The sequence below is a fragment of the Rhodanobacter sp. FW106-PBR-R2A-2-24 genome, assembly GCF_058789615.1.
This window is the reverse complement of record NZ_JBYTBV010000002.1, coordinates 1,538,804-1,554,487: the sequence shown is the minus strand read 5'-3', so window position 1 is coordinate 1,554,487 and position 15,684 is coordinate 1,538,804. Positions and strand designations below refer to the sequence as shown.

General features: G+C 70.4%; 14 protein-coding genes. 5 read left to right on the top strand and 9 right to left on the bottom strand.

The features are described from left to right. Position 1 precedes the first annotated feature (1 nt). From AC3WQA_RS08360 to AC3WQA_RS08340, 5 genes are read right to left on the bottom strand one after another with little or no spacing between them, the layout of a single operon-like run. The gene (locus AC3WQA_RS08360; protein WP_492674612.1) at positions 2-907 is read right to left on the bottom strand and encodes a dihydrodipicolinate synthase family protein; all 906 of its coding nucleotides are present in this window, start codon (positions 905-907) and stop codon (positions 2-4) included. Beyond that, positions 904-2,193 carry an FAD-dependent oxidoreductase gene (locus AC3WQA_RS08355; RefSeq protein WP_492674611.1) on the bottom strand — a complete coding sequence of 430 codons (1,290 nt, stop codon included), beginning with the start codon at positions 2,191-2,193 and terminating at the stop codon, positions 904-906. The genes AC3WQA_RS08360 and AC3WQA_RS08355 overlap by 4 nt, the downstream gene beginning before the upstream one ends. Continuing rightward, a complete protein-coding gene (locus tag AC3WQA_RS08350; protein WP_492674610.1) occupies positions 2,186-2,440 on the bottom strand; it encodes a (2Fe-2S)-binding protein in 255 nt (84 codons plus the stop codon). The genes AC3WQA_RS08355 and AC3WQA_RS08350 overlap by 8 nt, the downstream gene beginning before the upstream one ends. After that, the gene (locus tag AC3WQA_RS08345) at positions 2,437-3,537 is read right to left on the bottom strand and encodes an NAD(P)/FAD-dependent oxidoreductase (protein ID WP_492674609.1); all 1,101 of its coding nucleotides are present in this window, start codon (positions 3,535-3,537) and stop codon (positions 2,437-2,439) included. Before AC3WQA_RS08345 ends, AC3WQA_RS08350 begins: the two co-directional genes overlap by 4 nt. Then, a complete protein-coding gene (locus AC3WQA_RS08340; RefSeq protein WP_492674608.1) occupies positions 3,534-4,475 on the bottom strand; it encodes a 4-hydroxyproline epimerase in 942 nt (313 codons plus the stop codon). The genes AC3WQA_RS08345 and AC3WQA_RS08340 overlap by 4 nt, the downstream gene beginning before the upstream one ends. A 168-nt stretch (positions 4,476-4,643) precedes the next feature. On the opposite strand from AC3WQA_RS08340, the gene AC3WQA_RS08335 reads away from it, so the two are divergent. Together AC3WQA_RS08335 and AC3WQA_RS08330 are read left to right on the top strand one after the other, a co-directional pair. Next, a complete protein-coding gene (locus AC3WQA_RS08335; RefSeq protein ID WP_492676336.1) occupies positions 4,644-5,318 on the top strand; it encodes a PAS domain-containing protein in 675 nt (224 codons plus the stop codon). Positions 5,319-5,687: 369 nt separating this feature from the next. Next, positions 5,688-8,741 carry a TonB-dependent receptor gene (locus AC3WQA_RS08330; RefSeq protein WP_492674607.1) on the top strand — a complete coding sequence of 1,018 codons (3,054 nt, stop codon included), beginning with the start codon at positions 5,688-5,690 and terminating at the stop codon, positions 8,739-8,741. A gap of 67 nt (positions 8,742-8,808) precedes the next feature. Here the strand turns inward: AC3WQA_RS08330 and AC3WQA_RS08325 are convergent, their stop codons facing one another. Beyond that, positions 8,809-9,927, bottom strand: coding sequence for an ISL3 family transposase (locus AC3WQA_RS08325; protein ID WP_492673495.1), 1,119 nt, complete (start codon positions 9,925-9,927; stop codon positions 8,809-8,811). Positions 9,928-10,307: 380 nt separating this feature from the next. On the opposite strand from AC3WQA_RS08325, the gene AC3WQA_RS08320 reads away from it, so the two are divergent. From AC3WQA_RS08320 to AC3WQA_RS08310, 3 genes are read left to right on the top strand one after another with little or no spacing between them, the layout of a single operon-like run. Then, positions 10,308-11,066, top strand: coding sequence for a uroporphyrinogen-III synthase (locus AC3WQA_RS08320; RefSeq protein ID WP_492674606.1), 759 nt, complete (start codon positions 10,308-10,310; stop codon positions 11,064-11,066). A gap of 39 nt (positions 11,067-11,105) precedes the next feature. Continuing rightward, positions 11,106-12,218 carry a uroporphyrinogen-III C-methyltransferase gene (locus AC3WQA_RS08315; RefSeq protein ID WP_492674605.1) on the top strand — a complete coding sequence of 371 codons (1,113 nt, stop codon included), beginning with the start codon at positions 11,106-11,108 and terminating at the stop codon, positions 12,216-12,218. Next, positions 12,215-13,468, top strand: a complete 1,254-nt coding sequence (locus tag AC3WQA_RS08310) for a heme biosynthesis protein HemY (RefSeq protein WP_492674604.1) — start codon at positions 12,215-12,217, stop codon at positions 13,466-13,468. The genes AC3WQA_RS08315 and AC3WQA_RS08310 overlap by 4 nt, the downstream gene beginning before the upstream one ends. Before the next feature lie 97 nt (positions 13,469-13,565). Here AC3WQA_RS08310 and AC3WQA_RS08305 read toward each other — a convergent pair whose 3' ends face one another. The 3 genes from AC3WQA_RS08305 to AC3WQA_RS08295 are packed head-to-tail and all read right to left on the bottom strand — an operon-like array spanning position 13,566 to position 15,671. Beyond that, positions 13,566-14,489, bottom strand: coding sequence for a histone deacetylase family protein (locus tag AC3WQA_RS08305; protein WP_492674603.1), 924 nt, complete (start codon positions 14,487-14,489; stop codon positions 13,566-13,568). Positions 14,490-14,497: 8 nt separating this feature from the next. Continuing rightward, entirely contained in the window at positions 14,498-15,070 is a 573-nt protein-coding gene (locus tag AC3WQA_RS08300; RefSeq protein WP_492674602.1) for a cob(I)yrinic acid a,c-diamide adenosyltransferase, read from the bottom strand. Between the two features lies 1 nt (position 15,071). After that, positions 15,072-15,671 (bottom strand): hypothetical protein, encoded by a 600-nt coding sequence (locus tag AC3WQA_RS08295; protein ID WP_492674601.1) that lies wholly within the window; start codon positions 15,669-15,671, stop codon positions 15,072-15,074. Between the last annotated feature and the right edge of the window lie 13 nt (positions 15,672-15,684).

Genomic DNA, 15,684 nt, shown 5'->3' with positions numbered 1-15,684 from the left:
GTCAGTGCCCCGGACGGCTGGCGTGGGCAGTGCGGATCACGCGCAGCGCGGCCGCGCGCTCGGCGCCTTCCAGCGGCAGGCGCGGCGCTCGCACGCGCTCGCTACCCATGCCCACCTCCTGTTGCACGAGCTTGATGAGCTGCACGAACTTGGGCACGGTGTCGAGCCGGAGCAACGGCAGGAACCACGCATAGAATTCGGCCGCTGTCGCATAGCCGCCGGCGCGGGCCAGCTCGAACAGGCGCACCGACTCGCGCGGGTAGGCGTTGACCAGGCCGGCGATCCAGCCGGTGGCGCCCATCGCGACGCCTTCCACGATGGCGTCGTCCATGCCCACCAGCAGTTCCAGCCGCTCGCCCAGCAGCGATTTCAGTGCGGCGAAGCGGCGCACGTCGCCGGAGGATTCCTTCACCGCCTGCACGTTGGGATGTTCGGCAGCGAGCTGGGCGATCTGCTCGGGCGAGAAATCGGTCTTGTACGCCACCGGGTTGTTGTAGAGCAGGCACGGCAGATCGGTGGCCGCGATGACGGCGCCGACGTGCGCGCCCATCTCGCGCCAGTCGGTGGAGTACACGTAGGGCGGCAGCACCATCAGGCCGGCGCAACCGGCCGCCTTGGCCGCGCGCGCCAGGCGCACGCCTTCGTCGGTGGACAGCGCGGCGATGCCGGGGATCACCGGCGCGCGGTCGCCGATGGCGTCCACCAAAGTGCGCATGATCGCCACCTTCTCCTCGAACGACAGCGTGGCCGCCTCGCCCAGCGAGCCCAGCGGCACGATGCCGGTGCAGCCGGCGTCGATCAACTGGCGCGCATGCTGCGCGAGGAAGGCGTGGTCGACGCTGTCGTCGGCGGCGAACGGCGTGGTGATGGCGGGGATGACGCCGCGCCAGAGGGAAGGCTTGCTCATGGTTCGTTCTCGTCGGTCGATTCGGCAGGGAGAAAACCGGCCAGCGTGGCTAGCCGGGTGGGAAACAGCGGCGGACGGCCCAGGCCGCCACGCGGGAAGCGGCCCAGCTCGGCCAGCGCCGCGCCGCAGATACGGCCCTGGCAGGCGCCCATGCCGCAGCGCGTGGCAAGGCGCGCGCTGCGGGCATCCGGGCAGTCGTCCAGCGCGGCCAGCGGCACGTCCTCGCAGCGGCAGACGATGGTGTCTCCGTCGGCCAGCCCACGCAGGCGCGGGTCGAGCGCGAAGTGCCGTGCCAGCAGCGCGGCGAAGGCGCGCGTGCGCGCTCGGCGTGGAAGCAGGGTGCGCGCCTGCGTGAGCGCGCCGGCGGCGACATGGCCGGCGATGGCGCCTTCGAGCCGCGCGGCGGCGAGGCCGCCGATGCCCAGTGCCTCGCCGGCGGCGAGCACGCCGGGCTGGCTGGTGCGCAGGAGTTCGTCGACCCGCACGCTCGGGTGCGTGCCGCTGTGATCGAGCGCGCAGCCCAGCAGCGCGGCCAGCTCGACGTTGGGCAGCAGGCCGTAACCCAGCGCGAGGGACTCGCAGGCGAGCCGGTGCGTGCCGTGGGCGTCGCGCCAGGTCACCGCACGCAGGCGATCCTCGCCGAGGGCGTGGGTCACGAAGCTGCCGCAGCGGTACGGCACGCCGGCGAGCCGCGCGCGCAACTGCGCCGCCTGCCACGCCCGCGCGGGCCAGCGCCACAGCTGCGCGGCGAAGGCGGCGAGCTGCGCGCCGCGCGCCTGTTCGAGGATGCCGAGCACGTGCGCGCCATGCCTGCGCAAGGTGGCGGCGGCGGCCAGCAGCAGCGGCCCGCTGCCGGCCACCAGCACGCGCTTGCCCGCCAGCGGCCAGCCCTGCTTGGCCAGCGCCTGCAGGCCGCCGGCGCCGCTGACGCCGGGCAGCGTCCAGCCGGGGAAAGGCAGCAGCAGCTCGCGTGCGCCGGTGGCGAGGATGAGGTGGGCGGCGTCGATCTCCAGCGCGCCGGTGGGCGATTCCGCGAGCAGCCTGCGGCCATCGGCGGCGACGATCTGGTGCTGCGCGCGCCAGCTCACCCGGTGGGTCAGCGCGGCGCTGGCGTTACGCGCCGCGCGCGGCATGCCGTGCCGCGTGTCGTGCCGCCAGACCTGGCCGCCAGGCTGCGGCTGCGCGTCGAGCAGGATGACGCGGGCGCCATGGCTGGCGGCGCTGGCGGCGGCCGCCAGCCCGGCTGGGCCGGCGCCGACCACGGCGACGTCGCAGGCCTCACGCACGGGTAGCCACCCGCATGCCTTCGCGTGCCGGCGTCATGCAGGCGCGCTGGTGGGCATGGCCGTCGATGGTCACGCGGCATTCGAAACACACGCCCATGCCGCACAGCGGCGCGCGGGGCTGGCCGTGCACGCTGTGGCGGAACGCGGCCGATGCGATCCGCGCCACGGCGGCGGCCACGCTGGCGCCTTCCGACACCTCGACCAGCCGGCCGTCGACGTGCAGGCACACCTTCTTCGGTGCGTTCATGGCAGTACCCGCGACGGCGCGTAGGGCGCGGGGTCGATGGCGGGTGGGCGGCCCAGGAGGAGGTCGAGCAGCAGCTGCGCGCTGCCCGGCGCGGTGGTGACGCCCAGGCCTTCGTGGCCGGCGGCCACCCAGACGTCCGTCCGCTCCGGCACGGCGCCGAGATAGGGTCGCCCGTCGGGCGTGGCGGGGCGAAAGCCGGTCCAGGCGCGGATCGCCTGCCGCTCGCGCAAGCCGGGCATGAAGCGGAAGGCACGGCGCAGCATGCGCGCGAGCATCGCCGGCGACACGGCGGGGTCGGTGGCGCCGAACTCGCGCGAGGAACCCACCAGCAGTTGCCCGCTGGGGCGTGGCTGCACGTTGAAGGCCACGCTGCTGGCGGCGTCGCCATGCGCGCTGTCGGCATAGCCCATTTCCAGCACCTGGTGGCGCAGGAGATCGGGATAACGGTCGGTGATGACGAGGTGCCCCTTGCGTGGGCGCAGCGGCAGTTCGGGCAGCAGCTCGGGCAGGGCGCAACCGGTGGCGACCAGGATGGGCCCGTGCAGGGTGCTGCCGTCGTCCAGCGTGGCGCGGTGATGGCCGAGCCGGCGTACGGCACGGCCGGCGTGCAGGGTGGCGCCGCGCCGGCAGGCGCGCTGCACCAGGTGCTGCGCCACGCGCGGCGGGTACACCACGGCCTCCCGCGGCACCAGCAGGCCGCCGCGCAAATCCGGCGCCAGCGCCGGTTCGGCCTCGCGCAATTGCCGCGCATCCAGCGCGATGGCGTGGCCGCCGGCCGCCGCGATGCGCGCCACGCGGGCGGCGATGGCGGCGGCCTGCGCGTCGGTCGCGGCCACCCACAGCGTGCCGCAGCGGGAGAACTCCGCGCCGGGCAGCCCGGCCAGGGTTTCCCAGTGCGCGAGCGAGAGTCTGGCCAGCGCGAATTCGGCCGGGTCGTCGTCCATCGCCACCAGGTGCCCCATCGCGCAGGCGCTGGCCGCGCCGCCGACCGGGCCGGGCTCGACGATGGCCACGCGCAGGCCGGCAGCCGCGGCCGCATCGGCGCAGGCCGCGCCGACGATGCCGGCGCCGGCGACGATGAGGTCGTAGCCGCTCATGGCGCGCCGCTGCCCCAGGCGAACGGATCGGCCTCGTCGATCAGCAGCTCGCCGCGCGCCACGATGTGCGCGCTGCCGGTGATGCGCGGCCGCACGCCGCGCTCGCCCGGCGTGTAGCAGGCCTCGAACACGCTGCCGAGGATGCTCTCCTGGCGCCAGAGTTCGCCGGGCGCAAGCTGGCCGTCGGCGGCGAGGCAGGCCAGCTTGGCGCTGGTACCGGTGCCGCAGGGCGAACGGTCGTAGGCCATGCCAGGGCACAGCACGAAGTTGCGGGCATCCACGCCCGGCGTGGGCGAAGCCGCACTGATCTCGATGTGGTCGATCTCGGCGCCGTCCGCGCCGCGGATGCCGGCGTCTTCCAGCGCGCGGCGGATCGCCTCGGCATAGGCGGTCAATTCGCGTTGCCGGGCGATCTCCAGCGGCAGCGGCGAGGCATGGGTGATGAAGAACCAGTTGCCGCCCCAGGCGACGTCGCCGCTGAGCTCGCCGTAGCCCGGTACGTCGATGCGCAATCCAGCCGCATGACGATAGCTCTCCACGTTGTCGATGGAGACGCGGTCGTCGGCGTGCAGGTCGACGCCGACGGTGCCCACCGGCGTATCCAGCCGGTGCTTCCCGGGTTGGATGCGACCCAGGTGCGCGAGCGTGCGCACCACGCCGATGGTGCCGTGGCCGCACATGCCGAGGTAGCCCACGTTGTTGAAGAAGATCACCCCGGCGCAGGCGTCGGCGCTCACCGGTGGACGCAGCAGGGCGCCCACCATCGTGGCCGAACCGCGTGGTTCGCAGGCGATCGCGCTGCGCCAGGCGTCGAACCCGCCACAAAAACGCTGGCGCTGTTCGGCGAGACTACCGTCGCCCAGTTCGGGGAAACCGGCGAGGACGACGCGGGTGGGTTCGCCGCCGGTGTGCGAGTCGATGACGTGGATCGTGTGCATGCCGCCATGGTCGGTGCACGGGCGCGCTTCCGTCTAGGCGAGCTTGTCATGGAGAAATGCGGAAAGTCGCACAATGGCATATGTCGCTGCCGGCTTTTGCTAGCGTGCGGCGAAAGCGTGCGACGGCTTGGGGAGAAGCTTGTGGACGTGAAACTGGCGGCGGAAGACATGCAGGCGCTGTTCGATGCCCTGCCCGACGTGGTGTTCTTCGTGAAGGATCGGGCGGGCCGCTATACGCACGCCAACCTCACCCTGGTGCGGCGGCTGCGCTTGAAGCGTCGCGAGGATGTGCTGGGGCGGCGCGCCGCCGAGGTGTTTCCCAGTGCGCTGGGCGCCACCTACGCCGCGCAGGACAGTCGCGTGCTGGTGGGCGAGACGATCACCAACCAGTTGGAGGTGCACCTGCTGCCCAACCGGGTGGCGGGCTGGTGCCTGACCTGCAAATACCCGTATCGCCAGCGTGGCGAGGTGGCCGGCGTGGTCGGCATTTCGCGCGACCTGCACCATCCCGATGGCCGCCACCCCACCTATCCGCGCCTCGCCCGCACGATGGAATACCTGCAAGCGCATTACGCCGAGAGCGTGCGCGTGGTGGAGCTGGCCAAGCTGGCCGAGTTGTCGGTGGCGCAGCTGGAGCGGCACTTCCGCCGCGTGTTCCAGCTCACTCCGCAGCAGGCGTTGACCAAGCTGCGGATCGAGGCGGCGATGCGCCTGTTGCGCGGCGAGGGCAGCGTGGCCGATATCGGTCTGGCCTGCGGCTTCACCGACCAGAGCGCCTTCGCGCGCCAGTTCAAGGCCACCGTGGGCATGACGCCGCGCGAGTTCCGCAATCTGCGCGGGTGAAGGTTTCCCCGGCCGTGGGGTGGTTCGCCGCGGGTGTCGCGTCGTGAGGCTCTGAACTTCGGTGCCGGAGACGGTTAGTGGCGTCTTTGCAAATGGATGTCTGGACGTCTGTTTGTGCGCGGGTCGAAATTTTGTGCGGATATCCGCGCTGCTTGCGCCGGGATGCTTCAAGACGGCGCAAGAGTTTGCGCGGCACGATGGCTGCGGGTTCCGAAGCATGGCGGGTAATCGCCTTGTCGTTGTGCCATGGCGGACTCGGGGGAGTCCGGCACGCGATGGCCTTGCGTGGGATGCCACATCGACTCGGGCGTATTGCCGCTGCGGTGGCCGCGCCGGTTGCTTGATTTCATAGATCGGGAGAAAACGCAGATGAACAGCCTCAAGCTGTCGCGCGGCCGTGTGCCGCTGCGACGACACGCGATTGCGCTTGCTACCTTTATGGCACTGGCCGGCAATGGCCTCGTGCATGCGCAGACCACCACCGGCGTGATCTTCGGTCAGGCGCCAGTGGCGTCTGGCGAGACGGTGGAAGTACGCAATACGGCCGGATTGGTGCGGCAGGCATCGGTGGATGCGCAGGGCCGCTACACCTTTGGCGCGCTGCCCTTGGGCACCTACACGGTGACCCTGCTGCGCGACGGGCAGAAGGTGGATGTGCGGCAGGACGTGAACCTGCGCGTGGGCGCGGGTGTCGAGGTGAGCTTTGCCGGCGCGGCCAAGGCGAAGGAACTTGGCACGGTCACCGTGTCGGCCAGCAGCTTGCCGGCGATCGATGTCACCGGCGTGGATTCGCGCACGGTCATCACCGCCCAGCAGTTGGCGCGCTTGCCGCTGGCGCGCAGCGCCGAGGCCATCGCGCTGTTGGCGCCCGGCGCGATTGCGGGCAGTTTCTCCGGCCCCACCGGCAATACGCTGGTGTCCTTCGGCGGTTCCTCGGTCACCGAGAACGCGTATTACATCAATGGTTTCAATACCACCGACCCGCTCAGCGATTTCGGCGGTTTCAGCCTGCCCTATGGTGTGATCGACCAGCAGGAAGTGCTGAGCGGCGGCTACGGCGCGGCCTATGGCCGTTCCGATGGCGGCGTCATCAGTCAGGTGGGCAAGCGCGGCAGCAACGAGTGGCACTTCGGTGCGCAGTTGCAGTGGACGCCGGCCTTTGCGCGCGCCGATCAAAGCAACGTGTACTTTGTCAGCCCGGCCAAAAAAGGCGTGCTGTACACCCGCAACGACGATGACAGCGCCTGGGCCGCCACCGCCAGCGTCTATGCCGGCGGCCCGCTCATCAAGGATCGTCTGTTCCTGTTCGCGGCGGTTGAATCCGAGCGCCGTGACGGCAACAGTATTGGCTCCACCGATTCGCCCTATAACACGCGCTACCAGAACAAGTATCCGAAGTGGTACGCCAAGCTCGACTGGAACATCAACGACAGCAACATCCTCGAACTCACCGGCGCGGCCACCAAGCGTTTCTACGCGGCCGACAACTACAAGTACGACTACGCCAGCGGCACAACCGGGGCCTTTGCGAACGCGGCGGTGCCCAGCAAGACCAGCGCGGATCTCTACATCGCCAAGTACACCGGCTATCTGACCGAAGACCTGACCTTCTCGGCGTTGTACGGCCGCATGGATGGCACCTACTACAACGAGGTGGACAACCTCTATCCGAACGTCGCGCGGCTCTACAGCACCGGCAAGCAGAATCCGGCGCTCAACGGCGGCAAGCCGATCACCAGCCCGCAAACGCTGGGTGCCATTTCCGATCCGCTGCACACTTCGCGCAATACCAATCTGCGGCTCGACCTGAGTTATCAGCTGGGCGATCACACGCTTTCGGCCGGTATCGACAACCAGAACATCGCCGATCTGCACGACGGCACCTCGATGGCGGCACCCGGCTATGCCTGGGAATACAACTCCGGCGACCCGAACACGCCGATCATGGGCACCGCGCCCGGCATCGATCCCTACGTGGCCGCGCCCGGTGCGTACAAGGGCGGCGCCACCGGCTACTACGTGGCCAAGTACCAGCGCTACGGCGGCGGTTCGGTCAAGGTGCTGCAACGCGCGCAGTACGTCGAAGACAGCTGGCAGGTGGATGATCGCTGGCTGCTCAAGCTCGGCCTGCGCAACGACCAGTTCACCAACTACAACCCGGGTGGCGCGCCCTACCTGCGGCTGACTTCGCCGCAATGGGCGCCGCGCGTGGGCTTCAGCTGGGATGTGCATGGCGACGCCAGCTTCAAACTCTACGGCAATGCCGGCCGCTACTACCTCGCGCTGCCGGCCACGGTGGCGATGCGCCAGGCCGGCGCGCCGTACTTCACCCGCGTGTACTACACCTACACCGGCATCGATGCGAACGGCCAGCCCACCGGGCTTACCCCGATCGACACCAGCCGCGGGCCCGAGGCGCCGATTTCGGCCAATCGCGAATACGGCCAGCCGCACGATCCCAACATGGTCGGCGCGACCAACCTGAAATCGGAATACCAGGATGAATTCATCCTCGGCTTCGACCACAAGCTGGGCGAGAGCTGGGTGTATGGCGCCAAGGCCAATTACCGCAACCTGCGCAATGCCATCGATGACGTCGGCGACTCGGCAGCCATCGCCGCCAAGATGGATCGCATGGGCATCAGCCGCACCACCTACGATGCCAGCACCATCTCCGGCGCGTACCTGTTCAACCCCGGCCGCACCAACATCCTCAAGGTGGCCAAGCTGGGCGGCGGCTATTACGAGGTGCCGATGACTTCGGCCGACTTCGGTTTCGGCTCCGGGCTGAAGCGGCGCTACTACGGTCTGGATCTCTATCTGGAGCATCCCTTCGACGGCAAGTGGCAGGGGCATATCGACTACCTGTACTCGCGCAGCTACGGCAACAGCGAAGGCCAGGTGCGTTCGGACACCTTCCAGACCGACGTGTCGGCCACGGTGGACTGGGACTACTGGCAGGTCATGCAGTACGCCAACGGCGAGCTGCCCAACAGCCGCCGGCACCAGATCAAGGCCTATGGCTCCTATCAGCTGGCGCCGGAATGGCTGCTCTCGGCCAACGTGTCGATCCTGTCGGGCATGCCGCGCAGCTGTCTGGGCCTGTACGGGCCGACGCAGAACAATCCGGGTCTGGGCTACGGCGACTACTACCACTGGTGTGCCGGTCAGCCTTCGCGGCCGGGGGATGCGGGCCACAATCCGTGGCAGTACACGCTGAGCCTGGCGGCCGAATACCGCCCCGGGTGGGCGGCCAAAAAACTGGCCTTCAACGTGATGGTCTACAACGTGTTCGACAACCGCGTGGTGACGCAGTCCTACCCGTTCTATGGATCCACTGGTGGCGAGGATCCGTACTACCAGATCGCCCAGTCGCAGTCGCAGCCGCGCTACGTGCGCTTTGGCGTGAACTACGATTTCTGAGAGGCTGTGATTTTTTCAGCCGCGAAGCCCGGCCACGGATGGCTTTCGATTTTGGGGTCATCGCGGATCAGTGTGGGTGAATTTTGGCGTTTTCGGGTAGCGGCGGCAGGAAGCTGGCGATGACCTTGAGCCTCAGGTAGTCCTCGTCGCGGTAGCCGTAGGCGCTGCGCTGGATGACGCGGATCTTGTTGTTGAGGCCTTCGACCAGCCCGAGACTGACCTTGTGGTCGGGCTGGCAGTAGGCGGCGATGCCGTCCCAGTGGCGCTCGATCATGTGCCCGAACTTCTGGTACGGCGCCAGGCGCTGCCAGCGCAGGCTCTGCTTCCAGCGCTCGAAGAACACCCGTGCGCCGCGCTCGGTGCGATAGCTCCACAGCTGCCCGAAGGATTCCTTCAGCAGGTAGGCGGTGTGCAGGCGCTTGTTCGCTGCCAGCAGCTTCTTGAGGGCGGCGCGTCCGTCCAGGCTAAGGTTCTCGCGGTGGCTCAGCAGTGTGTAGCGCTGGCCCTTGATGTAACTACGGTCCTTGCCCTGCAGGCGCTTGTATTCGTCGCGGCGCACCTGGTCGAGCGCGTCGCCGAGGTGACGCAGGATGTGGAATTTGTCGAAGGCGATGGCGGCGTGGGGGGCGTTCCTGGCGACCGAGTTGCGGAAGGGGCGCCACATGTCCATCAGCGCCAGTTCGATGCGCGCACTCTTGGTCGGCCCCAGTTCGGCGAAGAAGCGATCGATGTCCGCCTCGGTGCGGCCTTGCCCACCGAACCAGATCGGCCGCCTCTGCTCCAGGTCGCTGACCACCACGCGGTAGTCGTGGCCCTTGTGGATGGCGATCTCGTCGATGCCGATGGCGCGCGGCGCGGGCAAGCCGGCACGGCGCACCTGCTCGGCCATGTACAACTTGGACAGGTCCTTGACCGTGCCGTCGTGCAGGCGCTCCAGCTCGGCCACCGCCTTGTTCGTCATGCTGCGGCAGAGGTTGCCCACGTGCAGGGCGAAGCGCGCGGTGTAGCGCGGATTGGTCGCCAGCCAGTCCAACCGCTCTACATGCACGCCGCCGCACCCGGGACAATCCACCCGCCAGCGTTCGTACTCCACGTACAGGAACCAGCCGGCCACGCGCAGGTCGCGGCTACGGCAGGTTTTCTGGTCGTAACGCCCGCGGCAGCGATGGCCGCAGCGCGAACACACGGCCGTTTTTTTCGGCGCCGAAGTTGGACGATGCGTGCCTTTGGATCGCCGAATTCGCCCGCCAGCGTCGCCGCCGCATCGAAGCCGGGGAAGGAGAACAACTCGCGCAGACTGCGGCCTGTCTTCATCGCACAACCTCGCTCACCGAGTCGATGCAGGAATCAACCGCCCACCTGCTGGCCGAAGATGGCTTGCCAGAGGAGGTTTACGCAAGCCTTTGCCGGCGTGGACGCCCACACGATTCCGCGATGAGCCCGATTTTGAGGCATGACCGCACTCCCCAACTGGCCGCCGCGAGGCGGCCTTTTTTTTCGGCAAGACGCGCTGGCTATACTCGCCGCGATGGCGCGCGCGGGCGGGCCGGATGGATCGCCGCAGCCATGAATCAGCTTCCCCGCACCAAGCCCCCGACCTTGCCGCGCAGTCGCCGCGTGGTCATCACCCGTCCGGTGGGCGAAGGGCGTGCGCTGGCGCGGCGGGTGCGTGCGTTGGGCGGCGTGTCGTTGCTGTTGCCGGGCTTGGCGCTGCGCGCGGGCGGGTGCGATGCGGCCGCGTGGCGGGCCGCATGGGGCGACGACCTTCTGATTTTCACCAGCCCCGCCGCCGTGCGTTTTGCGCTGGCGCTGGCGCCGCCGCGCACGCGCGCCGGCGTGCTGGCGGTGGGGCAGGGCACGGCGCGCGCGTTGGCGCGGCATGGCGTGGTGGCGCAGGCGCCGCAGCGGCAGGACAGCGAAGGCCTGCTCGATCTCCCCGCCATGCAGGCGCTGCGCGGCCGGCGCGTGGCGTTGATCGGCGCGCCGGGCGGGCGCGGCGTGTTGCGCGATACCTTGCTGGCGCGTGGCGCGCAGTTGCGCGAGCTGCATGTCTACCGGCGCCAACCGCCACGGCTGGATCGGCGGCATGTGGCTGCCGTGCTCGCGCTGCCGCGCTCGGCGCGCGTGCTGCTTTCCAGCGCGGAAGCCTTGCGGAATTTGCTGGATTTGCTGCCGCCACCCGCGCTGGCACGGCTGCGCGCGACGGTACTGGTGGTGAGCAGCGCGCGGCTGGCGCAGGCGGCGCGCGCGGCGGGTTTCGCGCGCATCGTGCAGGCCGACTCCGCGTTGGCCGATGACTTGCTGAAGGCCGCGTGCGGCGCGTGATGCCGCTGCCCTGCGGGCCTGCCTGTTAGCATGGCGGGCATGAACGAGCCTGCTTCCCCCGCAACCGCCACGCCGGCCACCGCGCCGCGCCCCGCCACCTCTCCCTCGCGCGCCGCCGCTCCGCATGGCGGCAGCATCGCGCTCGCGTTGCTGTTGGCGCTGCTGGCCTTGCTGGCCGCGCTGTATGTCGGCTGGCGGCAGTGGCAGGGGCGACAGGGCCGGATCGGCGATGCGCAGTCCATCCAGACCCTGCAACGCAAAGTGGGCGTACTGGAAGACGAGCTGGCCAAGGTCGGTGGCGGTCGTGCCAGCCTCGCCCAGCGGCTGGATGCGGCCGATCAATTGACGCACGGTTTGCAGGCTTCGCAGTCGGCCCAGGACGAACGCCTGCGCCTGCTGGAGGAAGCCGTGGGCAAGCTCTCCGAGACCACGCTCTCCACGCACGATGCCGCCCTGCTGGACGAAACCGAGTCGCTGTTGCGCATGGGCAAGGCGCGCTACGAGCTGTTCCACGATGCGCAGGGCGCCGTCGCCGCCTACACGCTGGCCTCGCAGACGCTGGCCTCGGTGACCGATGGCGCCTTTGCAGCGTTGCAGCAGAGCGTGGAAGTGGAACGCCACGCGCTCCTGGCCACCCAGCCGATGGCGCAGGCCGAGGCCGCCGCCCGTGTGGCCGTCCTGCGCGAGCGCCTGCCCGTGCTGCCGCTGAAACCATTGGATGCCGAGGCCGGCACGGCGGGCACCGGCGCGTGGGCGCGCATCGCGCATGCGCTGGGCGGTGTGGTCAGCGTGCAACGCGACGATGGCGCACCGCTGCTGGCGGCCGATGCCCGTTTCGCCCGCGAGCTGGTGGCGCTCGACCTCGCCCAGGCGCAGGCGGCGCTCTTGGCGCACGATCCCAAGGCCTGGGTCGCCGCCCTGCAACGTGCTGACGCCGGCCTCGCCAGCCAGTTCGACCCCGGTGACGAGGCCGTGCAGCAGACGCGCGTCACGCTCAGGCAACTGGTCGACGCCGCGCCGCGCAATGCGCCGGTGCCCTTGGGTGCGGCGCTGGCGGAGCTGCGCAACCTGCGCGCCGTGCACGCCTTGACCGCGGCCCCCGCGCCGGCCGCCAGCGCCGCGCCGGTTCCGGCCAGGGGAGCGGTGCGATGAGCGTGTGGCGCTGGGTGCTGCTGCTGGTGATCGCCGCCGCGCTGGCCGCGTTCGGCTGGCACTGGGTGGCGGTCGATCCCGGCTACGTGCTGGTGCGCCTGCATGGCTGGCGCGTGCAGACCACGGTGGTCGCCGCCGTCGTCATCCTGGTTCTCGGCTGGGTGGTCCTGGTTGGCGCGTGGCGACTCCTGCGCTGGCCCCTAGGCGCCTTCAGCCGACGCCAGCGGCGGTTGAGTCGCCAGCGCTTGTCCGCCGGCCTGGTCGCGTTGATGGAGGGCCGCCACGGCGACGCCGAGCGCGACTTGAACCGTGCCTCGCGGCTGGATGCCCTGCGCGGGGTGGCGCTGCTCGCTTCCGCCGAGGCCGCCTCGCGACGTGGCGAACATGGCCGCGCGCTGGAGATTCTCGCCGATGCCGCGCAGGCCGCGCCGCGCGCCGCGCGGGTGCTGCGCGCGCGGGTGCTGCGCCGCGACGGCAAAGCCGCCGAAGCGCTGGCGCTGCTCACGCCCGAGGCCGACAAGGCCAGCCTGCCGCCGGGCGGCTGGCGCGAACTGGCGCTGGCCGCGCTGGCCGCCGGCGACACGCGCCGCGCGCTGGCCGCGCTGGAACCGCTGCAGCAAAGCGGCGCGCTGGGCGCGCGCGGTTACGCCGCGCTGGAGGCGAAGGTGCTGGTGGCCGCGATCCGTGCCGCCACCGACGGTGCCGAGCTCAACACGCTGTGGTCGCGCCTGCCCAAGACCCAGCGCCGCGTACCCGCCGCCGTGGAGGCCTACGCCCGCTGCATCGCCGGCTTCGGCCTGGTGTTGCCGGCGATGGATGAACTCGAATCCGCGCTGCGCCGCGAATGGTCGAGCGAACTGGTGGGGACGTACGGCGCGCTCGCCGGCGGCGACCTCGACGCGCGCCTGCGCCGCACCGAAACCTGGCTGGACCTGCACCCCAACGATCCCGCCCTGCTGCTCGCCGCCGGCCGCATCGCCGTGCGTGCCGGCCTGTGGGGCAAGGCCCGCGCGAACCTCGAACGCGCGCTGGCGCTGGCGCCTTGCGCCGATGCCTGGGAAGCGCTGGGCGATGCCCAGACCGGCCTGGATCACGTCGACGATGCGCGCCGCTGCTACCGCAACGCGCTGGCCATGGCGCGCGGCGAAACCGTATCGATGACGCCTGCCGACAAGCCCGGCCCCATCGACACCCGCGTCATCGCGGTGGAAGAGCGCGACGAACACGGCGTGCCACGACTGCCGGAGTAGCGGGTAAACCGCGCTGCGGCAGCGTGGTTGCGGAGCCACGGGTTCACGGGCTCAGGCAAGGCCCGGAGCCGGCGCGCCGACCTTGCCGTGGCCGCGCCTACCCCAGCAAGGCTTCGACATGCGCCGCCACGCTGGCGGCGAGCGCGCCGGGGTCGTAGCCGCCTTCCAGCGTGGACACCAGCCGGCCGCCGGCGTACTGCTCGGCCAGTTCGACCAGTTTGGCGGTGATCCAGGCGTAGTCCTCGCTGCCCAGGCACAGGTTGGCCAGCGGGTCGCGCGCGTGGGCGTCGAAGCCGGCGGAAACCAGCAGCAGCTGCGGCTTGAAGGCGCGCAGGCGGGGCAGGAGGTCGCCCTCCCACAGCTCGCGGAAGATGTAGGAGCCGTCGCCGGCCGACAGCGGGCGGTTGAGGATGTTGCCGGCGCCGCGTTCGGCCGGGCTGCCGCTGAACGGGTACAGCGGCATCTCGTGGCTGGAGGCGAACAGTACGCGTGGCTCGCGCCAGAAGATGTCCTGCGTGCCGTTGCCGTGATGCACGTCGAAATCGGCGATGGCCACGCGCTTCAGGCCGTGCACCCGCAGTGCCTGCGCGGCGCCGACGGCCACGTTGTTGAACAGGCAGAAACCCATCGCGGTGTCGCGCGTGGCGTGGTGGCCGGGCGGGCGCACGGCGCAGAAGGCGCGCTGTGGATGGCTGTCGCCGCACACCGCGTCCACCGCCGCCAGCACGGCGCCGGCGGCGCGCAGCGCGGCCTCGGCGGAGCCCGGCGACAGTACGGTGTCGTCGTCCAGGTATTGGATGGCGTCGTCGGTCACCGGTGCCAGCACGCGGTCGACGTGCGCCGCCGCGTGCACGCGCAGCAGTTGCTCGCGCGTGGCGCGCGGTGCTTCCACGCGGTCGAGCATGGCGTAGCGGTCGCGGTCGAGCGCGCGCAACACCGCCACGAGGCGCGCGGGCGCTTCGGGATGGCCGGGGCCGGTGTCGTGGCTGAGGCAGGCGCCGTGCGTGTACAGCCGCAGCATGCGGCGGCTCAGCCGGCTTTGGGGCGTGGCCGCCGTTCGTGGTGCCAGAGCACCTCGCCGTGGCCGCTGGCGCGGGCCAGCACGCGGCACAGCACAAACAGCAGGTCGGAGAGGCGGTTGAGGTAATGCTGGGTTTGCACGCGCACACCGGATTCTTCGCGGCGCAGGGTGATGACCGCGCGCTCGGCGCGGCGGCACACGGTGCGCGCGAGATGGCAGTTCGCCGCCGCCATGCCGCCGCCGGGCAGGATGAACTCCTTGAGCGGCGGCAGGGCTTCGTTGAAGCCGTCCAGCACGGTTTCCAGCCGGGTGACGTCGGTGTCCTGGATGGTGACCATGCCGGGGATGCACAGCTCGCCGCCGAGGTCGAACAGCTCGTGCTGGATCTGGGTCAGCGCCTCACGCACGGCGTCGGTCACGCCCTCCGCGGCCAGCACCATGCCGATGGTGCAGTTGAGCTCGTCCACCGTGCCGTAGGCCACCACACGGGTGGCGTCCTTGGGCACGCGCGAGCCGTCGCCCAGGCCGGTGGTGCCGTCGTCCCCGGTGCGGGTGTAGACCTTGGAAACGCGATTGCCCACGTCAGGCCTGCGTCTGGCCGCTGTGCTGGTTGCTGCGCGCCAGCTGGGTCGCCACCACATGCAGCGCGGCGCCCAGCGCCACGTAGGTGGCGGTGCCGGCGAGGAAGGGCAGGTACCAGTCGCCGAGGTTGGCGAACCAAGCGGTGAAGCTGCGCGCGGCCGGCACGTTGGCACTGATCCAGTAGAAGCTGCCGTTGGAGACGAGATAGCAGGCGCCCTCGGCTACCAGCAGGGCGGCCACGGCCAGGCCCAGCGTGCGCAGGTTCAGGCCCGACTGCCGCCGCGCCAGCCAGCTGCCGCCCGCCCACAGCGCGCCGTAGGACGGCAGCAGGAACCAGTAGGCCGGCGACACGCAGTAGGCGCTCCAGAAACTCGTGCCCTGCTGCGTGATGACGAAGTAATCCACCAGCACCGCTTCGGCCATCAGGAGCGGGAACGCCCAGCGACCCTGGCCGCGCAACCAGAAGCCGGCGAGGAAGAACACGCCCCAGGAGGCATCCCACAGCGCGTGGTGCAGCAGCGAGGGATGGATGCGGGTGGCGCCCATCACCAGGGCCAGGCCCAGGAAGATGAGCGCGCGGCGGGTCGTTGCGGTTGCCATGGGGGAGCTCCGT